Origin of the sequence: Pseudoalteromonas sp. Bsw20308, assembly GCF_000310105.2 — a bacterium.
In the GTDB taxonomy this organism is placed as follows: Bacteria; Pseudomonadota; Gammaproteobacteria; order Enterobacterales; family Alteromonadaceae; genus Pseudoalteromonas; species Pseudoalteromonas fuliginea.
The window spans coordinates 1582202-1601407 of the sequence record NZ_CP013138.1 but is presented as its reverse complement, the minus strand read 5'-3'; the positions used below and the strand labels follow the sequence as shown (position 1 = coordinate 1601407).

The 19206-nt window shown below is 38.4% G+C and carries 17 protein-coding genes; 12 read left to right on the top strand and 5 right to left on the bottom strand.

All coding sequences use genetic code 11. The features are described from left to right. Positions 1–15: 15 nt before the first annotated feature. Positions 16–267, top strand: coding sequence for a hypothetical protein (locus tag D172_RS06890; RefSeq protein ID WP_007375295.1), 252 nt, complete (start codon positions 16–18; stop codon positions 265–267). 120 nt (positions 268–387) lie between these two features. Here D172_RS06890 and D172_RS06885 read toward each other — a convergent pair whose 3' ends face one another. From D172_RS06885 to D172_RS06875, 3 genes are all read right to left on the bottom strand, one after another. Further along, positions 388–1740 (bottom strand): hypothetical protein, encoded by a 1353-nt coding sequence (locus tag D172_RS06885; RefSeq protein WP_007375296.1) that lies wholly within the window; start codon positions 1738–1740, stop codon positions 388–390. A gap of 104 nt (positions 1741–1844) precedes the next feature. Beyond that, a complete protein-coding gene (locus D172_RS06880; protein ID WP_007375297.1) occupies positions 1845–4532 on the bottom strand; it encodes a TonB-dependent receptor in 2688 nt (895 codons plus the stop codon). Positions 4533–5685: 1153 nt separating this feature from the next. Continuing rightward, positions 5686–6111, bottom strand: coding sequence for a hypothetical protein (locus D172_RS06875; RefSeq protein ID WP_007375298.1), 426 nt, complete (start codon positions 6109–6111; stop codon positions 5686–5688). A gap of 342 nt (positions 6112–6453) precedes the next feature. Between D172_RS06875 and ccoN the strand changes: the two genes are divergently transcribed. From ccoN to ttcA, 11 genes are all read left to right on the top strand, one after another. After that, entirely contained in the window at positions 6454–7887 is a 1434-nt protein-coding gene (ccoN, locus tag D172_RS06870; protein ID WP_002961515.1) for a cytochrome-c oxidase, cbb3-type subunit I, read from the top strand. 12 nt (positions 7888–7899) lie between these two features. Next, complete coding sequence (gene ccoO / locus D172_RS06865; RefSeq protein WP_024597379.1) at positions 7900–8574, top strand: cytochrome-c oxidase, cbb3-type subunit II; 675 nt, start codon at positions 7900–7902, stop codon at positions 8572–8574. Positions 8575–8580: 6 nt separating this feature from the next. Next, positions 8581–8766 carry a CcoQ/FixQ family Cbb3-type cytochrome c oxidase assembly chaperone gene (locus D172_RS06860; protein ID WP_024597380.1) on the top strand — a complete coding sequence of 62 codons (186 nt, stop codon included), beginning with the start codon at positions 8581–8583 and terminating at the stop codon, positions 8764–8766. After that, complete coding sequence (gene ccoP / locus D172_RS06855) at positions 8763–9797, top strand: cytochrome-c oxidase, cbb3-type subunit III (protein ID WP_007375299.1); 1035 nt, start codon at positions 8763–8765, stop codon at positions 9795–9797. Before D172_RS06860 ends, ccoP begins: the two co-directional genes overlap by 4 nt. A gap of 149 nt (positions 9798–9946) precedes the next feature. Next, complete coding sequence (locus tag D172_RS06850) at positions 9947–10438, top strand: FixH family protein (protein ID WP_007375300.1); 492 nt, start codon at positions 9947–9949, stop codon at positions 10436–10438. 8 nt (positions 10439–10446) lie between these two features. Beyond that, positions 10447–12822: a heavy metal translocating P-type ATPase gene (locus D172_RS06845; protein WP_007375301.1), complete on the top strand. Its 2376-nt coding sequence runs from the start codon at positions 10447–10449 to the stop codon at positions 12820–12822. After that, positions 12819–12986: a cbb3-type cytochrome oxidase assembly protein CcoS gene (gene ccoS, locus D172_RS06840; RefSeq protein WP_002963071.1), complete on the top strand. Its 168-nt coding sequence runs from the start codon at positions 12819–12821 to the stop codon at positions 12984–12986. The genes D172_RS06845 and ccoS overlap by 4 nt, the downstream gene beginning before the upstream one ends. Then, positions 12979–13650, top strand: a complete 672-nt coding sequence (locus tag D172_RS06835; RefSeq protein ID WP_007375302.1) for a sulfite exporter TauE/SafE family protein — start codon at positions 12979–12981, stop codon at positions 13648–13650. The genes ccoS and D172_RS06835 overlap by 8 nt, the downstream gene beginning before the upstream one ends. Positions 13651–13692: 42 nt before the next feature. After that, complete coding sequence (locus D172_RS06830) at positions 13693–14430, top strand: FNR family transcription factor (protein ID WP_007375303.1); 738 nt, start codon at positions 13693–13695, stop codon at positions 14428–14430. Between the two features lie 103 nt (positions 14431–14533). Continuing rightward, a complete protein-coding gene (gene uspE, locus D172_RS06825) occupies positions 14534–15466 on the top strand; it encodes a universal stress protein UspE (protein WP_007375304.1) in 933 nt (310 codons plus the stop codon). 157 nt (positions 15467–15623) lie between these two features. Beyond that, positions 15624–16538 (top strand): tRNA 2-thiocytidine(32) synthetase TtcA, encoded by a 915-nt coding sequence (ttcA, locus tag D172_RS06820; protein ID WP_007375305.1) that lies wholly within the window; start codon positions 15624–15626, stop codon positions 16536–16538. 67 nt (positions 16539–16605) lie between these two features. On the opposite strand, the gene D172_RS06815 is transcribed toward ttcA, so the two are convergent. Both D172_RS06815 and D172_RS06810 read right to left on the bottom strand, forming a co-directional pair. After that, complete coding sequence (locus tag D172_RS06815) at positions 16606–17667, bottom strand: hypothetical protein (protein ID WP_007375306.1); 1062 nt, start codon at positions 17665–17667, stop codon at positions 16606–16608. A gap of 55 nt (positions 17668–17722) precedes the next feature. Continuing rightward, positions 17723–18793 carry a hypothetical protein gene (locus D172_RS06810; protein WP_007375307.1) on the bottom strand — a complete coding sequence of 357 codons (1071 nt, stop codon included), beginning with the start codon at positions 18791–18793 and terminating at the stop codon, positions 17723–17725. Positions 18794–19206: the final 413 nt, after the last annotated feature.

The window sequence follows — 19206 nt, the reverse complement described above, 5'->3', positions numbered from 1 at the left end:
AAATAGGAAATAACAATGAAAAAACTCCTCATTATTGTGGCTACACTTAGCCTTGCAGCTTGTTCAAAAGTAAGCTTAGAGAATTACGAAAAAATAGAAATCGGAATGGATAAAACTGAAGTAGAAACACTATTAGGTAGTGCGGATAACTGTGTAGAAAAAACACTTCATACTAATTGCGTTTGGGGTGATGAGACTAAAAATATAGAAATCACATTAGTATCAGATAAAGTAACTTTATACAGTAAGCACGGTTTAACTAAATAGACGTATACTTATAGAAAAAGGAGGGCAGATTTAAATCTGCCCTCCTTTTTTATACTAATTGCATTAAATTAGTGAGTTATTTAATTCGCTAGAATGATCATGTTTTTAATAAAAGGTGTATTATTTTGTAGAATAAATAAGTTCTATATTGACTATTTTACTGCGATTAAGGGTAATTTTATAACGTTGGTAAAGCTTTTTATCCTCTTCAGTTAACACCAGCACCATGTTTAATTGATAGCGCCTTTCTACTGCCTGCTTAGAAATTTTATTACTGTCTAAATGATATAACTTGCCCTCTCCCCGCTTTAAGTAACGTGCAAATGGTGCAAGGTTAAAATGTAATGTTTGCTGTAGCGTATCGTAACCTGGTAAAAATTCTTTTGCGCTTACACGCGTTTCACTTGCAAAATGCAACCACTGAGCCGCTTGTTTATTTTGCTGACGACGTTTTGAAAAAATAGATTTAACTTCTTTAGGGATTTTTTTAAAACGTGTGTATTCGAGCCAAATAAACTGACTCGCTATTTTATCTTTAGTAATGCTATTTTTAAAACTAAATCGCCATTTAGGTCTACCCTGCACAATAGCCCGCCAGATTACACGTGTTATGTCTTCTTTAAATATTTCTCGTAAGCCATAGATCAGCCCTAAAATCAAAATAAGGGTTGCAGTTACTTCTGTAAAACTTGAGCGCGCGTTTAATATTACCACCATCACAAAAGCCATTATAACGGCCGTCACTGTGCCTTTAACCAAACGTTTTAGATAGCTATTCAAAAATCGCGTTTGCCGCTGTAATATAACGCCATGCTCAATTAAGCGTTGTAGCAACCGCATCTTATTCGTTATTCGATTAGCATCTTGCATGGTGGTTTCAGAATTATAATTTTTATCAGCGCGGTACGTATTTTCATTTTTACAAAATTGCAGTAACTCATTACGTTCTTTTGCATAATCGCTGCTACGTGGACCTTCATCTAAAAGCTTTAAAAAAGATTGCTCAACATGCCAACTCAAGTAATTATCGGCATTGGTAAAAAATGGCAGTAACTTTTCATCATCAGGCGTATATCGACGCAGCTTTTTTAAAAGTCCTTCACTTTGTTCGTACACTTCATTGGCGCGTTTATAAAAATCATCAGCCTCGCTAATTTTTAACGCATCTTTTATATCGGCGTCGAGTGCTAAACGTACTTGGTAACAGAATAAATTAAGGTTTTGGCGGTAATCTTGTTGCTCACCTTTGTTTTTACTAACAAAACGGCTTCTTACTAAGGGTAAGTGAATGTTGTTAGCGTTATACGCTAAGTGCGATTTAAAATGGTTATTAAAGTAAGATTCTTCAGTGAGAGTTTGTGGGTTAATACCCATTTCATTGGGTATAGAAAAATACAGATCAATACGCTGCTCAGAACGGGGGTTCAGTTCTGGTTCAATGACAAAAGATAAGTTTTCGTCTTGTTTTAACAATCAGCTCTCCTTCTAATTTACTCTTTAAGTGTACTTGCCTCCTTCGTTTTGTTCAATAAAAAAGGCCCAGTAAATACTGAGCCTTAATGAATTTATATTGCTAATTAAAGTTTAATATTAACACCAGCAAATAAACGGCGACCTAGTACATCGTATGTAAATGGGTCAGTGTTTGAGTCATTGTTACCTGAGTAATACGGTGGCTCTTTGTCAAACATGTTATTAACACCAGCAGAAACGGTCAATACATCATTGATCATGTAAGATGCGCTAATGTCGTGGTATACAACTGATGGTGTAGTTGGTGCATAACAGCTATCATCGCTAACACATGCAAAGCTATCCATACCCGCTATGTAACGAGCTTCGTAAGTAGCATCCCAGTTATCGCCTTTAACTTTTAAGCTAAAGTTTGACTTAATGTCTGCGTAACCACCTGAACCACTGGTAATTAATCCTGAATAATCTACGATAGCACCAGTATCAACAACATACTCATCTAAGTAAGTTGTATCTAGGCCTGCTTTCCACGCTAAACCTAACGCATCAAATGAGTAGTTAAGGTTTAAATCGATACCAGATGTTTTCTCTGAACCAATGTTACGTAGTTGGTTATTGAAAACAATACGGCCATCAGCTTGGAATACGGCTGAAGTACTAGTACATACATCATTAGAGCTACTATTTGCATTACCAATACATTGGTCAACTACAAATTGGTTGTTGTAAGTAGAAATAGCATTTTCGATTTCAATGTCGTAGTAATCTAACGTCATTGAAAAGCCTTCAAACCATTCTGGCTCATATACAACACCAAATGTAAGCGTATCAGCTTCTTCAGGTGTTAGGTTTTGGTTACCACCAACAGTTACTTCTGCTTGGCTATCAGCACCTGGGTAACTAACTTGCTCGTACGATGGCGCGTTACCTGAATAAAGCTCATCTACAGTTGGTGCACGGAATGCTGTAGAACGAACACCACGTAGCATTAGTTCATCATTTACACGCCAAGTTAAGCCTAGTTTCCAAGTTTCATCTGAACCGAATGTGCTGTAATCAAACGCACGAATCGCTGCACTTAGTTCGATAGAATCAGCAAAAGATGCATCAGCTAATAAAGGAATTGCAAATTCAACAAACGCTTCATTTACATCAAAGCCACCGCTTGTTGGATCTACACGAGGGTCATTGCCTAAACCTTGTGCTGCAATTGAATCAGGTGTGTACCAAGCTTTTTCTTGACGGTGTTCAACACCGGCTGCGAATGCTGCATAGCCAGCAGGCATTTCAAATAGTTCACCTGAAAGTGATGCCGCTAGTATAAATAACTGGCTGCCACCTGAGTTTTGTTCTGTGTAAATATACTCTTGTACATTTGACTGAGCCCAAGCGGCTTCATCTAACGGATTAAATGTACCGGCTTCAATTGCAGAATTAATTGCAGAAACATTGTGCAAGTTACTCATTTTATCTACAGAGTCGTTACGACCAAAGTTTGCAGAAAAATCCCAAGAGTAATCGCTAATTTCACCTTCAGCGCCTAGCACGATACGAACGGTATCAACCGTTTGAGATAAATCACGCGTACCACTTTCAGCCATACGACGACGGTAGCTAATCTTGTCATTGTAAGCGTAGTTAGTTGCTGTAGTTACGTAATTATCATCTGCATCTTTTACAAATGCATTATTAGCAACTTGACGTTTATCATAAGTTTGGCTTAATAAACTATCACCCATGCTATCAGCATAAGTAAAACCAAAATTAATAGGTTGCGGTGCTAATTGTTGCTCAGACCAACGCTTGGTATAAGTAAATTCACTGAAAAGCCTAGTATCATCACTTATTTCATATTTACCAACACCTGTAATGTTTAAACGTTCCATAGGTGTGTATAAGTAGCTCTTTGCTGCATAGTTATATGCATCAGCTGCATCGGTAAAGCGATGTAAGCTACCTCCAAGTCCGCTTAAGCCGCTATCATTTGCAACGCCTTGTTGTTCTATTTCGCCATCACTGTTTACTATGCCAGCAGTGTTTACGTTGTAAATGTGTCCGCCTTCGCTGAACGAAGAACCACCACAGTAAAGACCATTGTCGCCTTCAAATAATGGGCAATTTGAAAAACCACGATCAGCTTGGCTTGCTTCTCCACGATTAGTGTACTGCGCACCAAAAACGATATTACCTTTATCGAATGAAGTACCTACAGTAAAGTCAATCGACGTTTCAGATGCATCATGTTTAGATGTCATTGCTGAATTAACGTTTAAATCTAACCCTTCAAAATCATTTTTAAGAATGATATTTACTACACCTGCAACCGCATCTGTGCCGTATACAGCTGAAGCACCGTCTTTAAGCACTTCAATTTGTTTGATCATTGATACTGGAATAGTGTTCAAATCAACAGTTGATGAAGCGCCAGTACCTGAGTTGATCATACGACGACCATTTACAAGCACTAAAGTACGCTGTGAACCTAAGCCACGAAGATCAATAGATGCATTACCGCCTGAACCATTGTTCACGCCAGGATTAGTCATTGCACCGCCAGTGGCTGTCATTTGTTGAAGCACACTGTCTACAGATGTTGCGCCAGAAGCTCTGATTTCATCTGCGCCAATTAGCGTTACTGGGCTAGCGGTTTCCATGTCAGAACGCTTAATGCGAGAACCCGTAATTTGAATCTTTTCGATTGATTTTGCTGCTTCGTCAGCCGCTAAAACTTGCACACTTGAGAACATCGGGATTGCTGCGATTACAGCTAAACCAAGAGTTGATTTTTTCATTAAAGAACCCTACTTGTTGGAAATTTACCGTGATTGGTAATGCTCACTTGTTATAAGAATAGTGAGTCAGGTCGGCAACTTAGGCGCTTTTAACTGAACGAAAACTTAACGAGCGGTCAAATTTTAATTTCCGTAAAAATAGAATAACCAGTAAAGGTACACACGTTACAGATTGTTTCATTGTTAATTAATAAATACACATAAATATCAGTGACTTATATGATTTATGATACATTCGAAAAACACCTGAAATCAAAGTGATTCACTTTGTAATCAAATGTAATTAGTGGAAAAATATCCCGATATTTGATTAATTAACAAGTTAATCACAGCGCATTATTAAAACCGCAAAACTAAATGTTAATTACTAACCATATTTATGCAGAATGAGCGATTAATTAGTCTTATTTAGCTGCTTAGGAGGCGTTTCAGGAGAAATTTTTTATTCAGGAAACATTAAAAATTGAACTTTTTAAAATCACATCAAAAGTAAATATAATTTTAGCCATGGCTTACTTTTAGATATTTATTTTAAGAGCATACATTTACTTTTTAGCTTGAGTAAAAGCCTGTTTCGTACCGTTGCTTTATAGATAGCTGACAATAATTATTAAACACCAAATACTCGCTGTTCAAAATATCTCTTTAAAATGTTTTTTGCTGGCCTAGTAGTTACAAGTGATCAGAACTGGGCTTTGCTTAACCTGAAATCGGATTACTTATTCTTTAGTGTAGGACTGTGGATATAAACTAGGAATGGCTATCAACAAGGTTAGGTCATAAATTGCGTCATCACTTTAATAAGTTCCTACCCAATCAATAAAAACTTAATACGTACTAATTTATGTAAAAGCTTTAAGGACTGTTGACCTTGCAGAATTAAGTTTGTTCTACGTAATGGAATTTAATCACGGCGCGAGATTTGTAACCTTGCAGGCTAAAAAAGCGAGCTACAAAGGGAAATCATCCCTAGGTCTAATTCATAGGTCGGCACATGTTTGGCATTTATACTGCGTTATCAACGCTTGGTTGAAATTAAAATACTGCACAGGCGTACGCTGCCTAAAAACGGTGCATTCTGCTGAAAATTCAATCTCGAAAGATAAACCGCTTCTGGGTGATCTAATTAATTTAAATATCGTAACTTTATATGTTAGTACGTTACATAAAAATTATAGTTAATTACTTGTTCTACCGAAGATGTTTGATTAAGTATTGTGAGCTCCAAGCGCCAAAGCATATTCTTTTCAGAGCAAATACCGACCATAGTGTTGCTTTGCCAAAGTTCACCCTTTTTTATGAACTGTTGAGGTATGTACCCCATATACATAGTAACGCCTTTTAATTTTGCGTCTGTAATGTGCAATCCGTTTGGTAGCTCACTAAAAATTGTAAATGGAGTTTCGGGGGAAAGTGTAGAATTGCTTAACCATACTTTAACACCACTTGGGAAAGTACATCGTAAATTGGCATCACATTGCGTTGTTTTTAGAAGCTGGGCTTCATTTTTTTCAGAAAAATCACATGCTATTAATAAAAAAAACGCTACAAAAAATATGGGTAATCTATATATAAGCATAACAATCTCGCTGTAAATAAAAGCGAATACTAATAATCGGGTCTATAAATAACAAGTGGGAGTGTTACTATTAGTCGAAATATGGCACAAACTGTATCAAAAAATAAACAACAAGCTCACAAAGTTTGATTGATGTCATAATATTACGTAATTGACCTATCTTTTTTAGGTCAAAAAATTTATCATTTCACCCGCAAAAATTAAGGGTTTCTCGAGTTTGTTTTCTGAAGCATTCATGCTTTGAACGTTTTAGGTAACATGCTTGTGAAGTAATAGTAGGCCCCACTTTTTAAAAGTGGGTAATTCATTTCTAAACGCATTTATTGCAGCGGAAGCCAGAAAATGAGCCAAACAGTAGCATCACAAACTGAGTATAACTATAAAGTTGTACGCCAATTCGCTATTATGACAGTGATTTGGGGCATCGTTGGCATGAGTATTGGGGTTCTGATTGCTGCCCAATTAGCTTGGCCAGCACTTAACTTTGATACACCATGGTTAACATACTCTCGACTACGTCCGTTACACACGAACGCAGTAATTTTCGCATTTGGTACTAGTGCACTTTTTGCGACGTCTTATTACGTCGTACAACGTACTTGTCAAACGCGTCTTTTCTCAGACAAACTCGCCGCCTTTTCATTTTGGGGCTGGCAGCTGGTTATAGTATTAGCAGTAATAACGCTTCCTTTAGGTATTACTAGCTCAAAAGAATATGCAGAACTTGAGTGGCCAATCGATATTTTAATCGCTGTGGTTTGGATTGTTTACGCCATTGTATTCTTTGGTACTTTAATCAAGCGTAAAGTGTCGCACATTTATGTTGCTAACTGGTTCTATGCTGGCTTTATAATTACTGTTGCAGTGCTTCATATTGTAAACAGCATGGCTGTGCCTGTGTCGTTAACTAAATCATACTCAATCTATGCAGGTGCGGTAGATGCTATGGTTCAGTGGTGGTACGGTCATAACGCTGTAGGTTTCCTATTAACTGCTGGTTTCTTAGGTATGATGTATTACTTTGTACCAAAACAAGCAGGTCGCCCAGTTTACTCATACCGCTTATCGGTAGTTCACTTTTGGGCACTAATTTCATTATATATCTGGGCTGGTCCTCACCACCTTCACTACACTGCGCTTCCTGATTGGACGCAAAGTTTAGGTATGGTTATGTCTATTATCCTATTCGTACCGTCTTGGGGTGGTATGATTAACGGTATTATGACACTGTCTGGCGCGTGGCATAAACTACGCACTGATCCAGTACTGCGTTTCTTAGTTGTTTCATTGTCTTTCTACGGTATGTCTACGTTTGAAGGTCCTATGATGGCAATTAAATCTGTAAATGCGTTATCTCACTACACAGATTGGACAATCGGCCACGTACACTCAGGTGCGCTAGGTTGGGTTGCTATGATTTCAATTGGTGCTATTTACCACTTAATTCCTGCGTTATTTGCGCAAGGTCGTATGTATAGCGTTAAATTGGTTAATACCCACTTCTGGTTACACACTGTAGGTGTTGTTTTATACATTGTTGCAATGTGGATCTCTGGTGTAATGCAAGGTCTAATGTGGCGTGCAGTGAATGCTGACGGTACATTAATGTACAGCTTTGTGCAGTCTTTAGAAGCGTCGCATCCTTTCTACATCATGCGTTTTGTAGGCGGTGTATTCATCGTAACAGGCATGTTAGTTATGGCTTATAACGTTTTCCGTACAATTTCAGCTGAGAAAGAATCTCTGAAGTTAGACGCGCAAGCACAATTAGCATAACGGAGTGAGATGATGAGCAATAAAAATTCACAAAATAAACATGAGATAGTAGAAAAAAACGTTGGCCTTATGGCTATTCTGACTGTTTTTGCTATCAGCTTTGGTGCATTAGTTGAAATTACTCCGCTAATGTTCCAAGACGACACAACTAAACCAGTAGAAGGCCTACGCCCTCTTAACGCTTTAGAAATGGAAGGCCGTGATATATATGTACGTGAAGGTTGTTATAACTGTCACTCACAAATGATCCGCCCTTTTCGTGATGAAGTTGAGCGTTACGGTCACTACTCTGTAGCAGGCGAATCAGTATGGGATCACCCTTTCCAATGGGGTTCTAAACGTACTGGTCCTGACCTTGCTCGCGTTGGTAAACGTTACTCGGACGATTGGCATTATGCTCACTTAGTTGACCCACGTGCCGTGGTTCCTGAGTCGAATATGCCAGGTTTTCCTTGGTTAGCAGAGGATAAGGTAGATACAAGCCTGACTCTGAAAAAACTACAAATTTTCCGTGATACTTTTGCTATTAACCCAGAAAACCCTAAACACCCGGGCCTAGGTTATGGCAGCGACGAAGAACTTAAAGCTGATGTTGAAAAAGTTAACGCTATGAATAACGGCGAAGGCGCAACAGAGATACAAGCTCTAATCGCGTATTTACAGCAACTTGGTACCCACTTGAAGTAAATTATTATGGATTACGGAACATACAGAGGCATTTTGACTCTGGTAATTTTAGTATTGTTTATTGTGATTGTTGTATGGGCATACAGCAAGCGTAGCAAAAATCGTTTTGATAGCGCTGCTAATGCCATTTTCGAAGATGAAAAAAAACATAACAACACACTCTCTAACGAGGAAAAGGAGTCTGAAAAATGACTAGCTTTTGGAGTATTTGGGTTATTGTATTAACCCTTGCATGCTTATGCATCATCTTTGGCTTATTAGTTTGGAACTTAAAAAACTATGCTGGCGTAAAAGAAGGTGAAAGCTGTGGACATGAATTTGACGGCATTGAAGAGCTAAATAATCCACTACCAAAATGGTGGACTTACATGTTTTTCGCAACTTTTATTTGGTCAGTATATTACCTTGCAGCTTACCCAGGTTTAGGTAACTGGGAAGGTTTAGGTAAATGGACTAGTTCTAATCAAGGTATTACGTCTTTAGCTGAGTCTAAAAAAGCAGTTGCAGAGGCCAAAGCTGAAGGTCGTTTTGTTAAACTCGATAAAGAGTACGAAGCCGCAGAAGAACGCTTTGGTCCTATTTTTAATCGACTTGCACAAGTGCCGGTTTTAGATTTAGTTAATTCTAAATTTGAAGGTGACGCAGCGCAGCAAGTTGCTCTAAAAAATGGCGACAAACATGAGCAAACAGATGGCCAATTAGCCATCGAAATTGGTCAGCGTTTATTCTCACAAAACTGTGCGCAATGTCACGGCTCTGATGCGCGTGGTGGAACTGGCTTCCCTAACCTAACTGATAAAGATTGGTTATATGGCGGTACACCAGACAAAATTAGAGAAACTCTGCTTAATGGTCGTATTGCAGCGATGCCTGCTTGGGGCCCAGCTCTTGGCGAGCAAGGCGTTAAAGAAATGACAGCACATGTGCTGAGCCTTTCTGGTCGTACTGTTAACCAAAAAGATGCAGCAGCAGGCGCCGCTAAGTTTGCAATGTGCGCCGCATGTCACGGTGCTGATGGTAAAGGGTCGGTTGCACATAACCTACCATTTGGCGCACCTAACCTGACTGATAACATTTGGTTATACGGTGGCTCTCAACGCGCTGTTGAAGAAACGCTTAACCACGGCCGTGCTGGTGTAATGCCTGCTTGGAAAGACATTTTAGGTGAAGATAAGATTCACTTATTAACAGCCTACGTTTACAGTTTATCGCAAGATAAATAAGCACGCGGTTAATAAAATGTTTATAAATTAATTTATTTAATTCAATAGATTAATCCAGATCAAAAAAGCCTCCACTGTGAGGCTTTTTTTTAGTCTTTTACGTATAATTCCTATAAAATAACGCTTCCTAAACTAATTTTAGAGACACTATGCAACCTACTCCGTGGTATAAAAATTTTTGGCCTTGGTTTTTAATCTTTTTTCCGTTAGTTGCCATTATTGGCTGTATTAGCTTGTTTATTACGGCGATAGGTAACGGCCCAGATATGGTTGTTGACGACTACTACAAAAAAGGGAAAGCAATAAACTTAGAATTAACCAAGTTTGAAAAAGCAAAAGCACTTTATTTACACGGCGAATTAAATGTTACTAATGAACGTGTAAGCTTTAAATTTACAAAAGGCGATAGCAGCAATGTGCATGTATTAAAGCTCTCGTTTTACCACCGTACTATTAAAGCGCATGACTTTGAGGCCACACTTACACCTAATGCCAATCAAGAATTTACTGCATTACTTGATAAGTATACGCCAGGTGCATACTCTGTATTTATTGAGCCAATTGATGACAGCTGGAAACTAAAAGAAAACATTGTTCTACCGACGGCTGAAACCGTTTTAGTTACTCCTAACTATAAGTAATCATTACTATGTCTCACTCTTGCTTTCATTGCCTTGAAAGTGTGCCAAACGGATTTAGCGCAAACGTTATAATTGACGATATTGCCCAGCCAATGTGTTGCATTGGCTGCCAAGCAGTTGCACAAAATATTGTTGATCAAGGTATGACTGATTATTATAAATACCGAACTGTTCGCGCAGGCAAGGTTGAGCAACTGGTACCTGAGCAACTCGCATTTATAAAAAGTTATGACAACGAAGACATTCAAGACGAATTTATAGCTACTAACGATAATATCTCAGAGGTATTGTTGAGTGTTGAAGGTATAACCTGCGCAGCGTGTGCATGGCTTATCGAAAAACAACTCTTAAACTTAAAGACTGTAAAACGGGTTGATGTAAATACATCCACCAACCGCGCGATGATCCAATGGGATAAAACCAACACCCCATTGAGTGAAATTATTACTTCCTTAGCCAAAATTGGTTATAAAGCGTACCCATTTCAATCAGATATTGAAGCTCAACAAAAGCAACAAACTGCCAAAGCCTATATTCGCCGCTTAGGTGTTGCAGGCTTAATGACCATGCAAGTTATGATGTTTGCGTTTGCCATGTACTTTGGCATGTTTTCAGGTATGGACAGCAATTTTGAGCAGTATTTTAGATGGATCAGCTTAGTACTTGCCTCTCCGGTTATTTTATATAGCGCACTGCCCTTTTTAACCAACGCCATAAATGGCTTAAAAGCAAAACAGCTCAATATGGATTTACCCGTATCGCTGGCTATTTTTGGTGCTTTTGGCGCAAGTTGTTACGCCACATTTATGCAAGTCGGCGAAGTATATTTTGAATCTGTGTGCATGTTTACCTTTTTACTTTTATTAGGTAAGTATCTTGAATTTAGAGCGCGTTTAAAAGCGAGCGAGTTTACTGCCAATTTACAAAAATTATTACCATTAACAGCCCGCACCATTAACGACAGTGGTGAAGAACTTATAATTGCAGCCAAAAAACTAAAACTTAATGACGTAGTACTCATTAAAGCGGGTGAAACAATCCCTGCCGACGGCGAGCTTATTAAGGGTAAAACCACGGTTGATGAATCAATGATGACGGGCGAACACCAACCCGTTACAAAATTTATCGGCCACAATGTCTACGCCGGTTGCGTTAACCACGATGGCGTTATTGAAATAAAAATTAATAAAATTGGCCAAAATACGCTTTTAAATCAAATTATCCGCTTGCAACACAACGCATTAACTAAACGCCCTAAACTGGTTGAAATTACAGATAAAGTTGCGCAATGGTTTATAGCGTCTTTACTTATATTTGCTTCACTTACAGCTATTGGCTGGTACCAAATTGACCCTGAACACGCATTTTGGATCACCATTTCGGTTTTAGTTGCTACCTGCCCATGTGCCCTGAGTTTAGCGATACCAACCGCACTTACATGCGCGGTTGCAACACTTACTCGTAAAGGCGTGTTGATAAAACAAGCGCATGTGCTCGAAACACTCTCACAAATTACGTTATTTGCGTTTGATAAAACAGGCACGCTCACCCAAGGTAAATTTAGCCTTGATGAAGTGGATATACTCGATAAGCAATACACAAAAGCGCAAGTGCTCGATATGGCAGCTATGTTAGAGCGTTATTCTGAACACCCTATAGCCAGTGCATTTGATGAGTTTACGCCAGCTCACTGCAGTCTTAATAACGTTGAAGTACACCCAGGTCTGGGAATTAGCGCACAAGATGCAAACAATCATTACGCAATTGGTAAAAGTGGTTGGTTTAATAGCAAAAAATCAAATGCACAAGCAAGCTTGTATATTAATAAGCAAGTTGTTGCACGTTTTTACTTTATTGATAAAGTGAAAAGCGATGCTAAAAAGCTTATAGACTCACTTCAATCGCAAAATTTAACGTGTCATATGTTAACTGGTGACGCATCAGATGCTGGGCAAAAAGTAGCTAAACAACTCAACCTTGAAAGTGTGCAATCTGGATGTTCGCCACAAGATAAACAAACAGCCGTTGAACAATGGGCGTCACAAAACGAAGTAGTTGCAATGGTCGGCGATGGCGTAAACGACAGCCCTGTATTTGCAAGTGCGCATTTATCCATTGCAATGGAAACCGGTGCTGACATATCAAAAAATAGCGCCGATGTAGTGCTTCTTAATAGCGATTTAGCTTCAATCGATCATTTACTCAATGTGGCAAAACAAACAAGACGTATTATTAAGCAAAACCTTGCGCTGTCTCTATTGTATAATGCGTCCATATTACCATTGGCGGCATTAGGCTTAGTTGCTCCGTGGATGGCTGTTATTGGCATGTCTGCCAGCTCAATTATCGTGATTAGTAATTCACTAAGGCTATTAAAGTTATGAGCATAATTTATATTTTGATCCCCATTGCCATTTTGTTTGTCATTATTGCTATTGGCGTGTTTTTTTGGGCCGTAAAAAGTGAGCAGTTTTCTGATTTAAACAAACAAGGTCATAGTATTTTGTTTGAAGACGACAAAGAGCAACACAACAAAAGTAATGATTGATCCTCTTTATACCAGTGCATTTTTAATGGGGCTAATAGGTAGCGGCCATTGCATTGCTATGTGCGGCGGTATTGCAAGCTCATTACAACTGGCAAGCGATAAACGTAAAACATTTACCTATTCATTTGCTTATAATATTGGACGCGCACTTAGCTACATGGCAGCAGGCGCGCTTGTTGCTGGTATTAGCAGTCAATTTGCTAGGCAAAATACGTCTTTTTCTTTAGCCCTTTCATTCATTGCAGCTATTTTTATGCTCCTAGTCGGCGTATATATAATGCGCTTGGGCCCTACGCTGCAGTGGTTAGAGAAAATAGGTAGAACCTTGGTATGGCAACACATTGTTAAGCTAAATAAATATTTAATGCCTATTAACTCTCCTTTTAAAGCCCTAGGTTACGGTGCATTGTGGGGCTGGCTGCCTTGTGGACTTGTATACTCAGCGCTTACATGGGCGATGACTAGTCCAAGTGCTTTCGATGGCGCTTTAGTGATGCTTTGTTTTGCTTTAGGTACTTTTCCGGCAATGATCACTCTAGGTATCACCGCACAAAAGCTAAATAGTATTATTAACCATCCATGGACTCGCATTGTATTAGGCAGTGTTATAATTTGGTATGGTATCTACTTATTGATTATTGCAACCGACAAGCTGGTACACTAATCTAGACAACGTCGTGCATAAAAATTAAAAACGGATTAAAATATGGATTTCTCTCAAAGTCGCGCTAAAAGCAATTGTGCTATTAGCTGTAATAACTGCAGTATCAGTCAATTGTGTTTGCCATTTTCACTCAATGGCCAAGAAATGGATAAGCTTGACGAAATTATTGAGCGAAAAAAACCACTCCATAAAGGCGACTACTTATTTGAATCAGGCGCCCCTTTACAAGCTATTTATGCAGTACGTTCAGGTTCATTTAAATCTTATACACTATCAGAACAAGGCGATGAGCAAATAACCGGATTTCATTTAGCGGGCGATTTGGTAGGCTTTGACGCGATAAGCAAAATGGCGCATCAGAGCTTTTCGCAAGCACTCGAAACGTCAATGGTATGCGAAATTCCATTTGATACACTTGATGAACTTGCTGGTAAATTACCAAAACTTCGTCAACAAATTATGCGTTTAATGAGCAGTGAGATTACATACGATCAAGAAATGCTGTTATTACTTAATAAAAAATCAGCAGAAGAACGCTTAGCTAGTTTTATTTATAACCTGTCAGAGCGTTTTGGCGAGCGTGGTTTTTCGCGTAAAGAATTTAGATTTACCATGACTCGTGGTGAAATAGGTAACTACTTAGGCCTTACCGTAGAAACTATTAGCCGCTTATTAAGCCGTTTTCAAAAAGCTGACTTAATTAAAGTAGAAGGTAAATTTATTACTATTTTAGATAACAATGCATTAGCTAAAGCCGCAGCAATTGTTAAATCTTGCTAAATAAAATAGTTTGATTTAGAACAACAATTTATGTGCTACCCCTTTAACTGTTTTGTATTTACGTTACACTAAAAATACACCCGTTAAGTAAATGGAGTAGCACATGGACACTATTAAACGCATTATTGCAGTTATTGACCCTACCAAAGACGATCAACACGGTTTAGCACGTTCAATAGATTTAGCTAAGAAATCTGGCGCAAGTATTACCGCCTTTATGACGGTTTATGACTTCTCTTATGAAATGACCACAATGCTCTCTGGCGATGAACGAGAAGCTATGCGCGACGCTGTTGTTAAAGACCGCGAACTATGGCTAAGTGATTTGGTTTCTCCCTACAAAGATATAAGTATTGAAACTCAAGTTGTATGGCATAACCGCCCTTATGAAGCTATTATTGATGCCGTAATTGATGAAAAGTACGATTTAGTAATTAAAGGCACACATCAACATGGTGCACTTAAATCCGTTATTTTCACCCCTACAGATTGGCACTTAGTACGTAAATGCCCAGCTCCGGTATTGTTTGTAAAAGAAATGGCATGGCCAGCAAACGGAAATATTTTAGCTGCTGTAAATGCAGTTAGTGAAAACGAAGAACATGTAGCACTTAATAAACGAGTTATCAAAGATGCACAATTTTTATGTGGACTCGCCAATGCAACACTCAATTTAGTTAATGCCTACCCTGCAACCCCCGTTAATATCGCTATCGAAATCCCTGAGTTTAACCCTGGACTTTATAACGAATCAGTTAAAAAACATCACCACGAATCAACCAATGAACTTGCCGCTGAATTTAATTTAAGCCAAGAACAATGTTTTATTGAAGAAGGCTTACCAGAGGATGTAATTCCTGATGTGGCTAAGCGATTAAATAGTGAATTGGTTGTTATTGGTACTGTAGGTCGTACAGGTTTAAGTGCAGCACTTGTAGGTAATACTGCAGAGCATGTAATTGATAGCCTTGACTGCGATGTATTGGCACTTAAACCCGATGGTTACGTAAGCCCGTTGGCAAAAAAGCTAGATTAACCAAAAAATTTTTTAGCAAATAACAGCACGTACCTTACTTGCTAAAAATACCGCGTTTAATTACATCCTAAACTCGCATATTCAGGTGGTTTGGGTATAATACGCCCCTTTATTTTTAGCAAATAACTTTGCTGCATTGTTTTACTAGGGGGCGTAATTGTCACACTCAGATCAAGCTAAAGCTCAATTTAACTTAAATAAGCTGCAAAAGCGTTTACGTCGCCAAACTGGTCAAGCCGTTATGGACTTCAATATGATTGAAGAAGGTGACCGTATAATGGTGTGTTTATCAGGTGGCAAAGACAGCTATACAATGCTTGAAATGCTGCAGCATTTAAAACGTGTTGCACCAATAAAGTTTGATCTAGTTGTTGTAAACCTTGATCAAAAACAACCAGATTTTCCTGAGCATGTATTGCCCCAATACCTTGATAAATTAAATGTTGAATACAAAATTGTAGAAGAAGATACTTACAGTATTGTCACTGATATTATTCCTGAAGGGAAAACAACCTGTTCACTTTGCTCTCGTTTACGTCGTGGTATTTTATACCGCACAGCAAAAGAGCTAGGTGCTACAAAAATTGCGCTTGGCCATCATCGCGACGACATGATTGAAACCTTGTTTTTAAATATGTTTTACGGCGGTAAACTAAAGAGTATGCCCGCTAAATTAATGAGTGATAACGGTGAGCACATGGTTATTCGCCCGCTTGCATATTGCAGAGAAACCGATATAGCCCAATACGCATTTGCACAAGGTTACCCTATTATTCCTTGTAATTTATGTGGCTCGCAAGAAAACTTACAACGTAAACATACAAAAGCGATGCTCGCTAAATGGGATGCTGAGCACCCAGGACGTATAGAAAGCATTTTTACTGCAATGCAAAATATAGTTCCTTCGCATTTGGCCGATGCTGATCTATTTGATTTTAAAAATTTACAAACCGGTGAAGTAATTAATGGTGGTGATATCGCCCTTGATAAACCCGACATTCCTAAAGTGCCTGTTACAAATGAACTTGATGAACAAGAAGCGCCAAGTGTAGTTACTATAAACCTAAGCTAACTAATTTAAGGGTTTGTATTTATATACAAACCCTTATAATTTACCAATTTAGTATTACGCTCTATTTTCAACTCTCAGCTAAGCCTTGTAAAAACTCCAAGCTCAGCTTTTCTTGTGCATTAGCCTGATAGGGTAATTGCTGCAAGCTATCGTACGAAAAATCGTTAATATCAAATTGACTTATTTCACTATTCCCAAAGCTGTTTCGCTCACCTGGGCTTGGTGACATTCTCTCAACAACAAAGTCACTTAAGCGCATTTCTGTAATACCTTGTGGTAATACAGACCAGTGAGCTTTTAGATTAAGTGTTTGACTCCCCTGCGTTAACCTCTTCTTTGATACTAAGTGAGCTAGTGGTGTATCACCATTATATAAATTAGCTCTCACCCGATATAAACCGCTTTTTATGACGGTTAGATTTGCTGGTATAAGCATATTTTCATTTTGTGCATAGGCTGTATTGAAGCCAATTAAGGTTGCACTTGGTGGCATATATTGAATTTGCGCAACTACGGGTACTTTTTTACCTGCCACATCAGCCTCTACAAACAATTGTAAACTACGAGGATAATCTTCTTTAGCTTTAAACGTTATACTCGCCTCTCCTTCGTGTGCACTGCCAGTATGAGTATTTAATACCTCTTTTGTGTCTGTATTTGCCAGCTCAACCACCACTTTACCGAGCCCCTGCGCGCTTACATTTAACCTTATTTCTTCTGGGTATACAAAACGATACTGCTCAAGGCTTAACGTAAGCGCAGAGCCAGTTTCGTCAATTGGGCTCGATACCGGATAAAACTGGTTTGGCTTTAGACGATCCTCATCTAATGTGCTCAACGGTTGAGAATAAGGAGGAAATTTAAGTGCACTTTCGTATTGCATAACTATTTGCTCAGCTGCTTTTGTTAAATCTTCATTAAAAGCAATTTGTTGTTTAGATGGTGTTTTTTTTACTTTAGGTACATCAATGGCTATTACTTTTACAGGATCTGTATTTGGGGCGCTAAGAGACTTTGATATTGGTTTTTTTTCTGTCTCATCCAGTTTTTTTGAGTCATTATTATTTGTAAACCACAGCACAAATAAAGCAACGCTAATGATTAAAGTGATCAGATAAAATTTTTTCATAGGCTATATTCATATCCTGCATAAAGCGTGCAGTTAGTAACTGCACGCTTTTATATTATGGAATCACATTATAAATAAGCGCCGATGCACTTAAATTATTAGAATCCTTTATGTACCGGTATTGTTTTTTCCAAAACCAAGTACCTGTTGATTCATCAAACGTATTAAAACCTACGTTTTGGCCATCAACATTCACATTATTCATCGCAATAGTTACATTACCTTTGCGTTGTGCATTATGAATTTCATTGTGGCTATAGCTATCACTCATCATCATAGGATAATGGTTTGGCATAAAGCTTGTTACTGCATCGCCTTGTGAATCTAACTGTCCATCTGTATCGATACTGCGGCTACAGCTTCCAAACGATCCTACAGAACTTGCCCCACATGATGAGTGTGATGCTACAACGGAGTCATCGTTACCTCTTAAAAAACCACCCGTTAGGCCTAAGTATGCATTACCATCAGCAACAAAACGTAAGCGTGGTGTGCGTGCGTCAGGAAATGGTGAAATTTTACGTGCATTATTTACTTTTAAATCGTGTAATACACCAATTGCTTGCGTTACATCGCTGCCTAACCACCATTTGAGTGCAGCATCTATCGCAAAGTTCCATGAAGCACCGGTTAATGCACTCACTGCAATATCAGCGAGCTCACTTCCACCGCCAGCCCCTGCCAAATCAAACGTAGCAACAATATTAAGCGGTTGTAGCCCCGCGTTTTCTAACCAGTTTTCTTGATTATCAATAATATGGCGTGCAACTAAGTCACCTGTAGAATGAGTTACAAGCACACAGCCATCGTTACACAAATTAGAACGCGAAATTTGTTTCAACTTAGGCCAAACCCAATCAGTGGCTATTTTACCCTCTACACGCTCGTATGAAGGCCAATCAATGCGTTCGTCAGCGCGATTATTCCAGTACGATTGCCAATATGTTTCACCATCATTGACAACATCACTGCCTGATTTATTTGTTATTTGCGACACTTGTAAGCCATGAATTAATATAATTTTGTAATCTTTACTCGCAGCGGAAAAACTCATTAACATAGCGAGTCCCGCACCAAGTAAATGGCTTGGTTTTATTAGTTTGTGTGTGCGTTTGTTGTTGTTCATACAATTCCTTAATGTGGTGTGTTTTATATTTACTATTTAACCTCAACTCTAACTAATAGATTTACTAACATATTGAACCACAATGATAGTCAAATTTGTTTTTCTCTAAGCCAGCGATTTTCAGTGAAAACAAGGCTAATTCACTCGTCAGTAGTGGATCTGTTGCAATCGCAGTTGGCGCTGAAGTAGCAGTTTGAGATAGATTTACTATCTAAAGCTCAGGTTATTTATATTTAAGGTATTCATGTTCAATGTACTTGAGCTTGTCAGCTCAGGCATTCAACAGTATTAGGAACAAACCACTAAAATGCAACATTTTATTATCATTTGTGTTGGAAAATAATTTATTTCACATTTATTAATGGGTTAACAAAACGATAATTGTTAAATTTGAAATTATTGGACTGATTTAA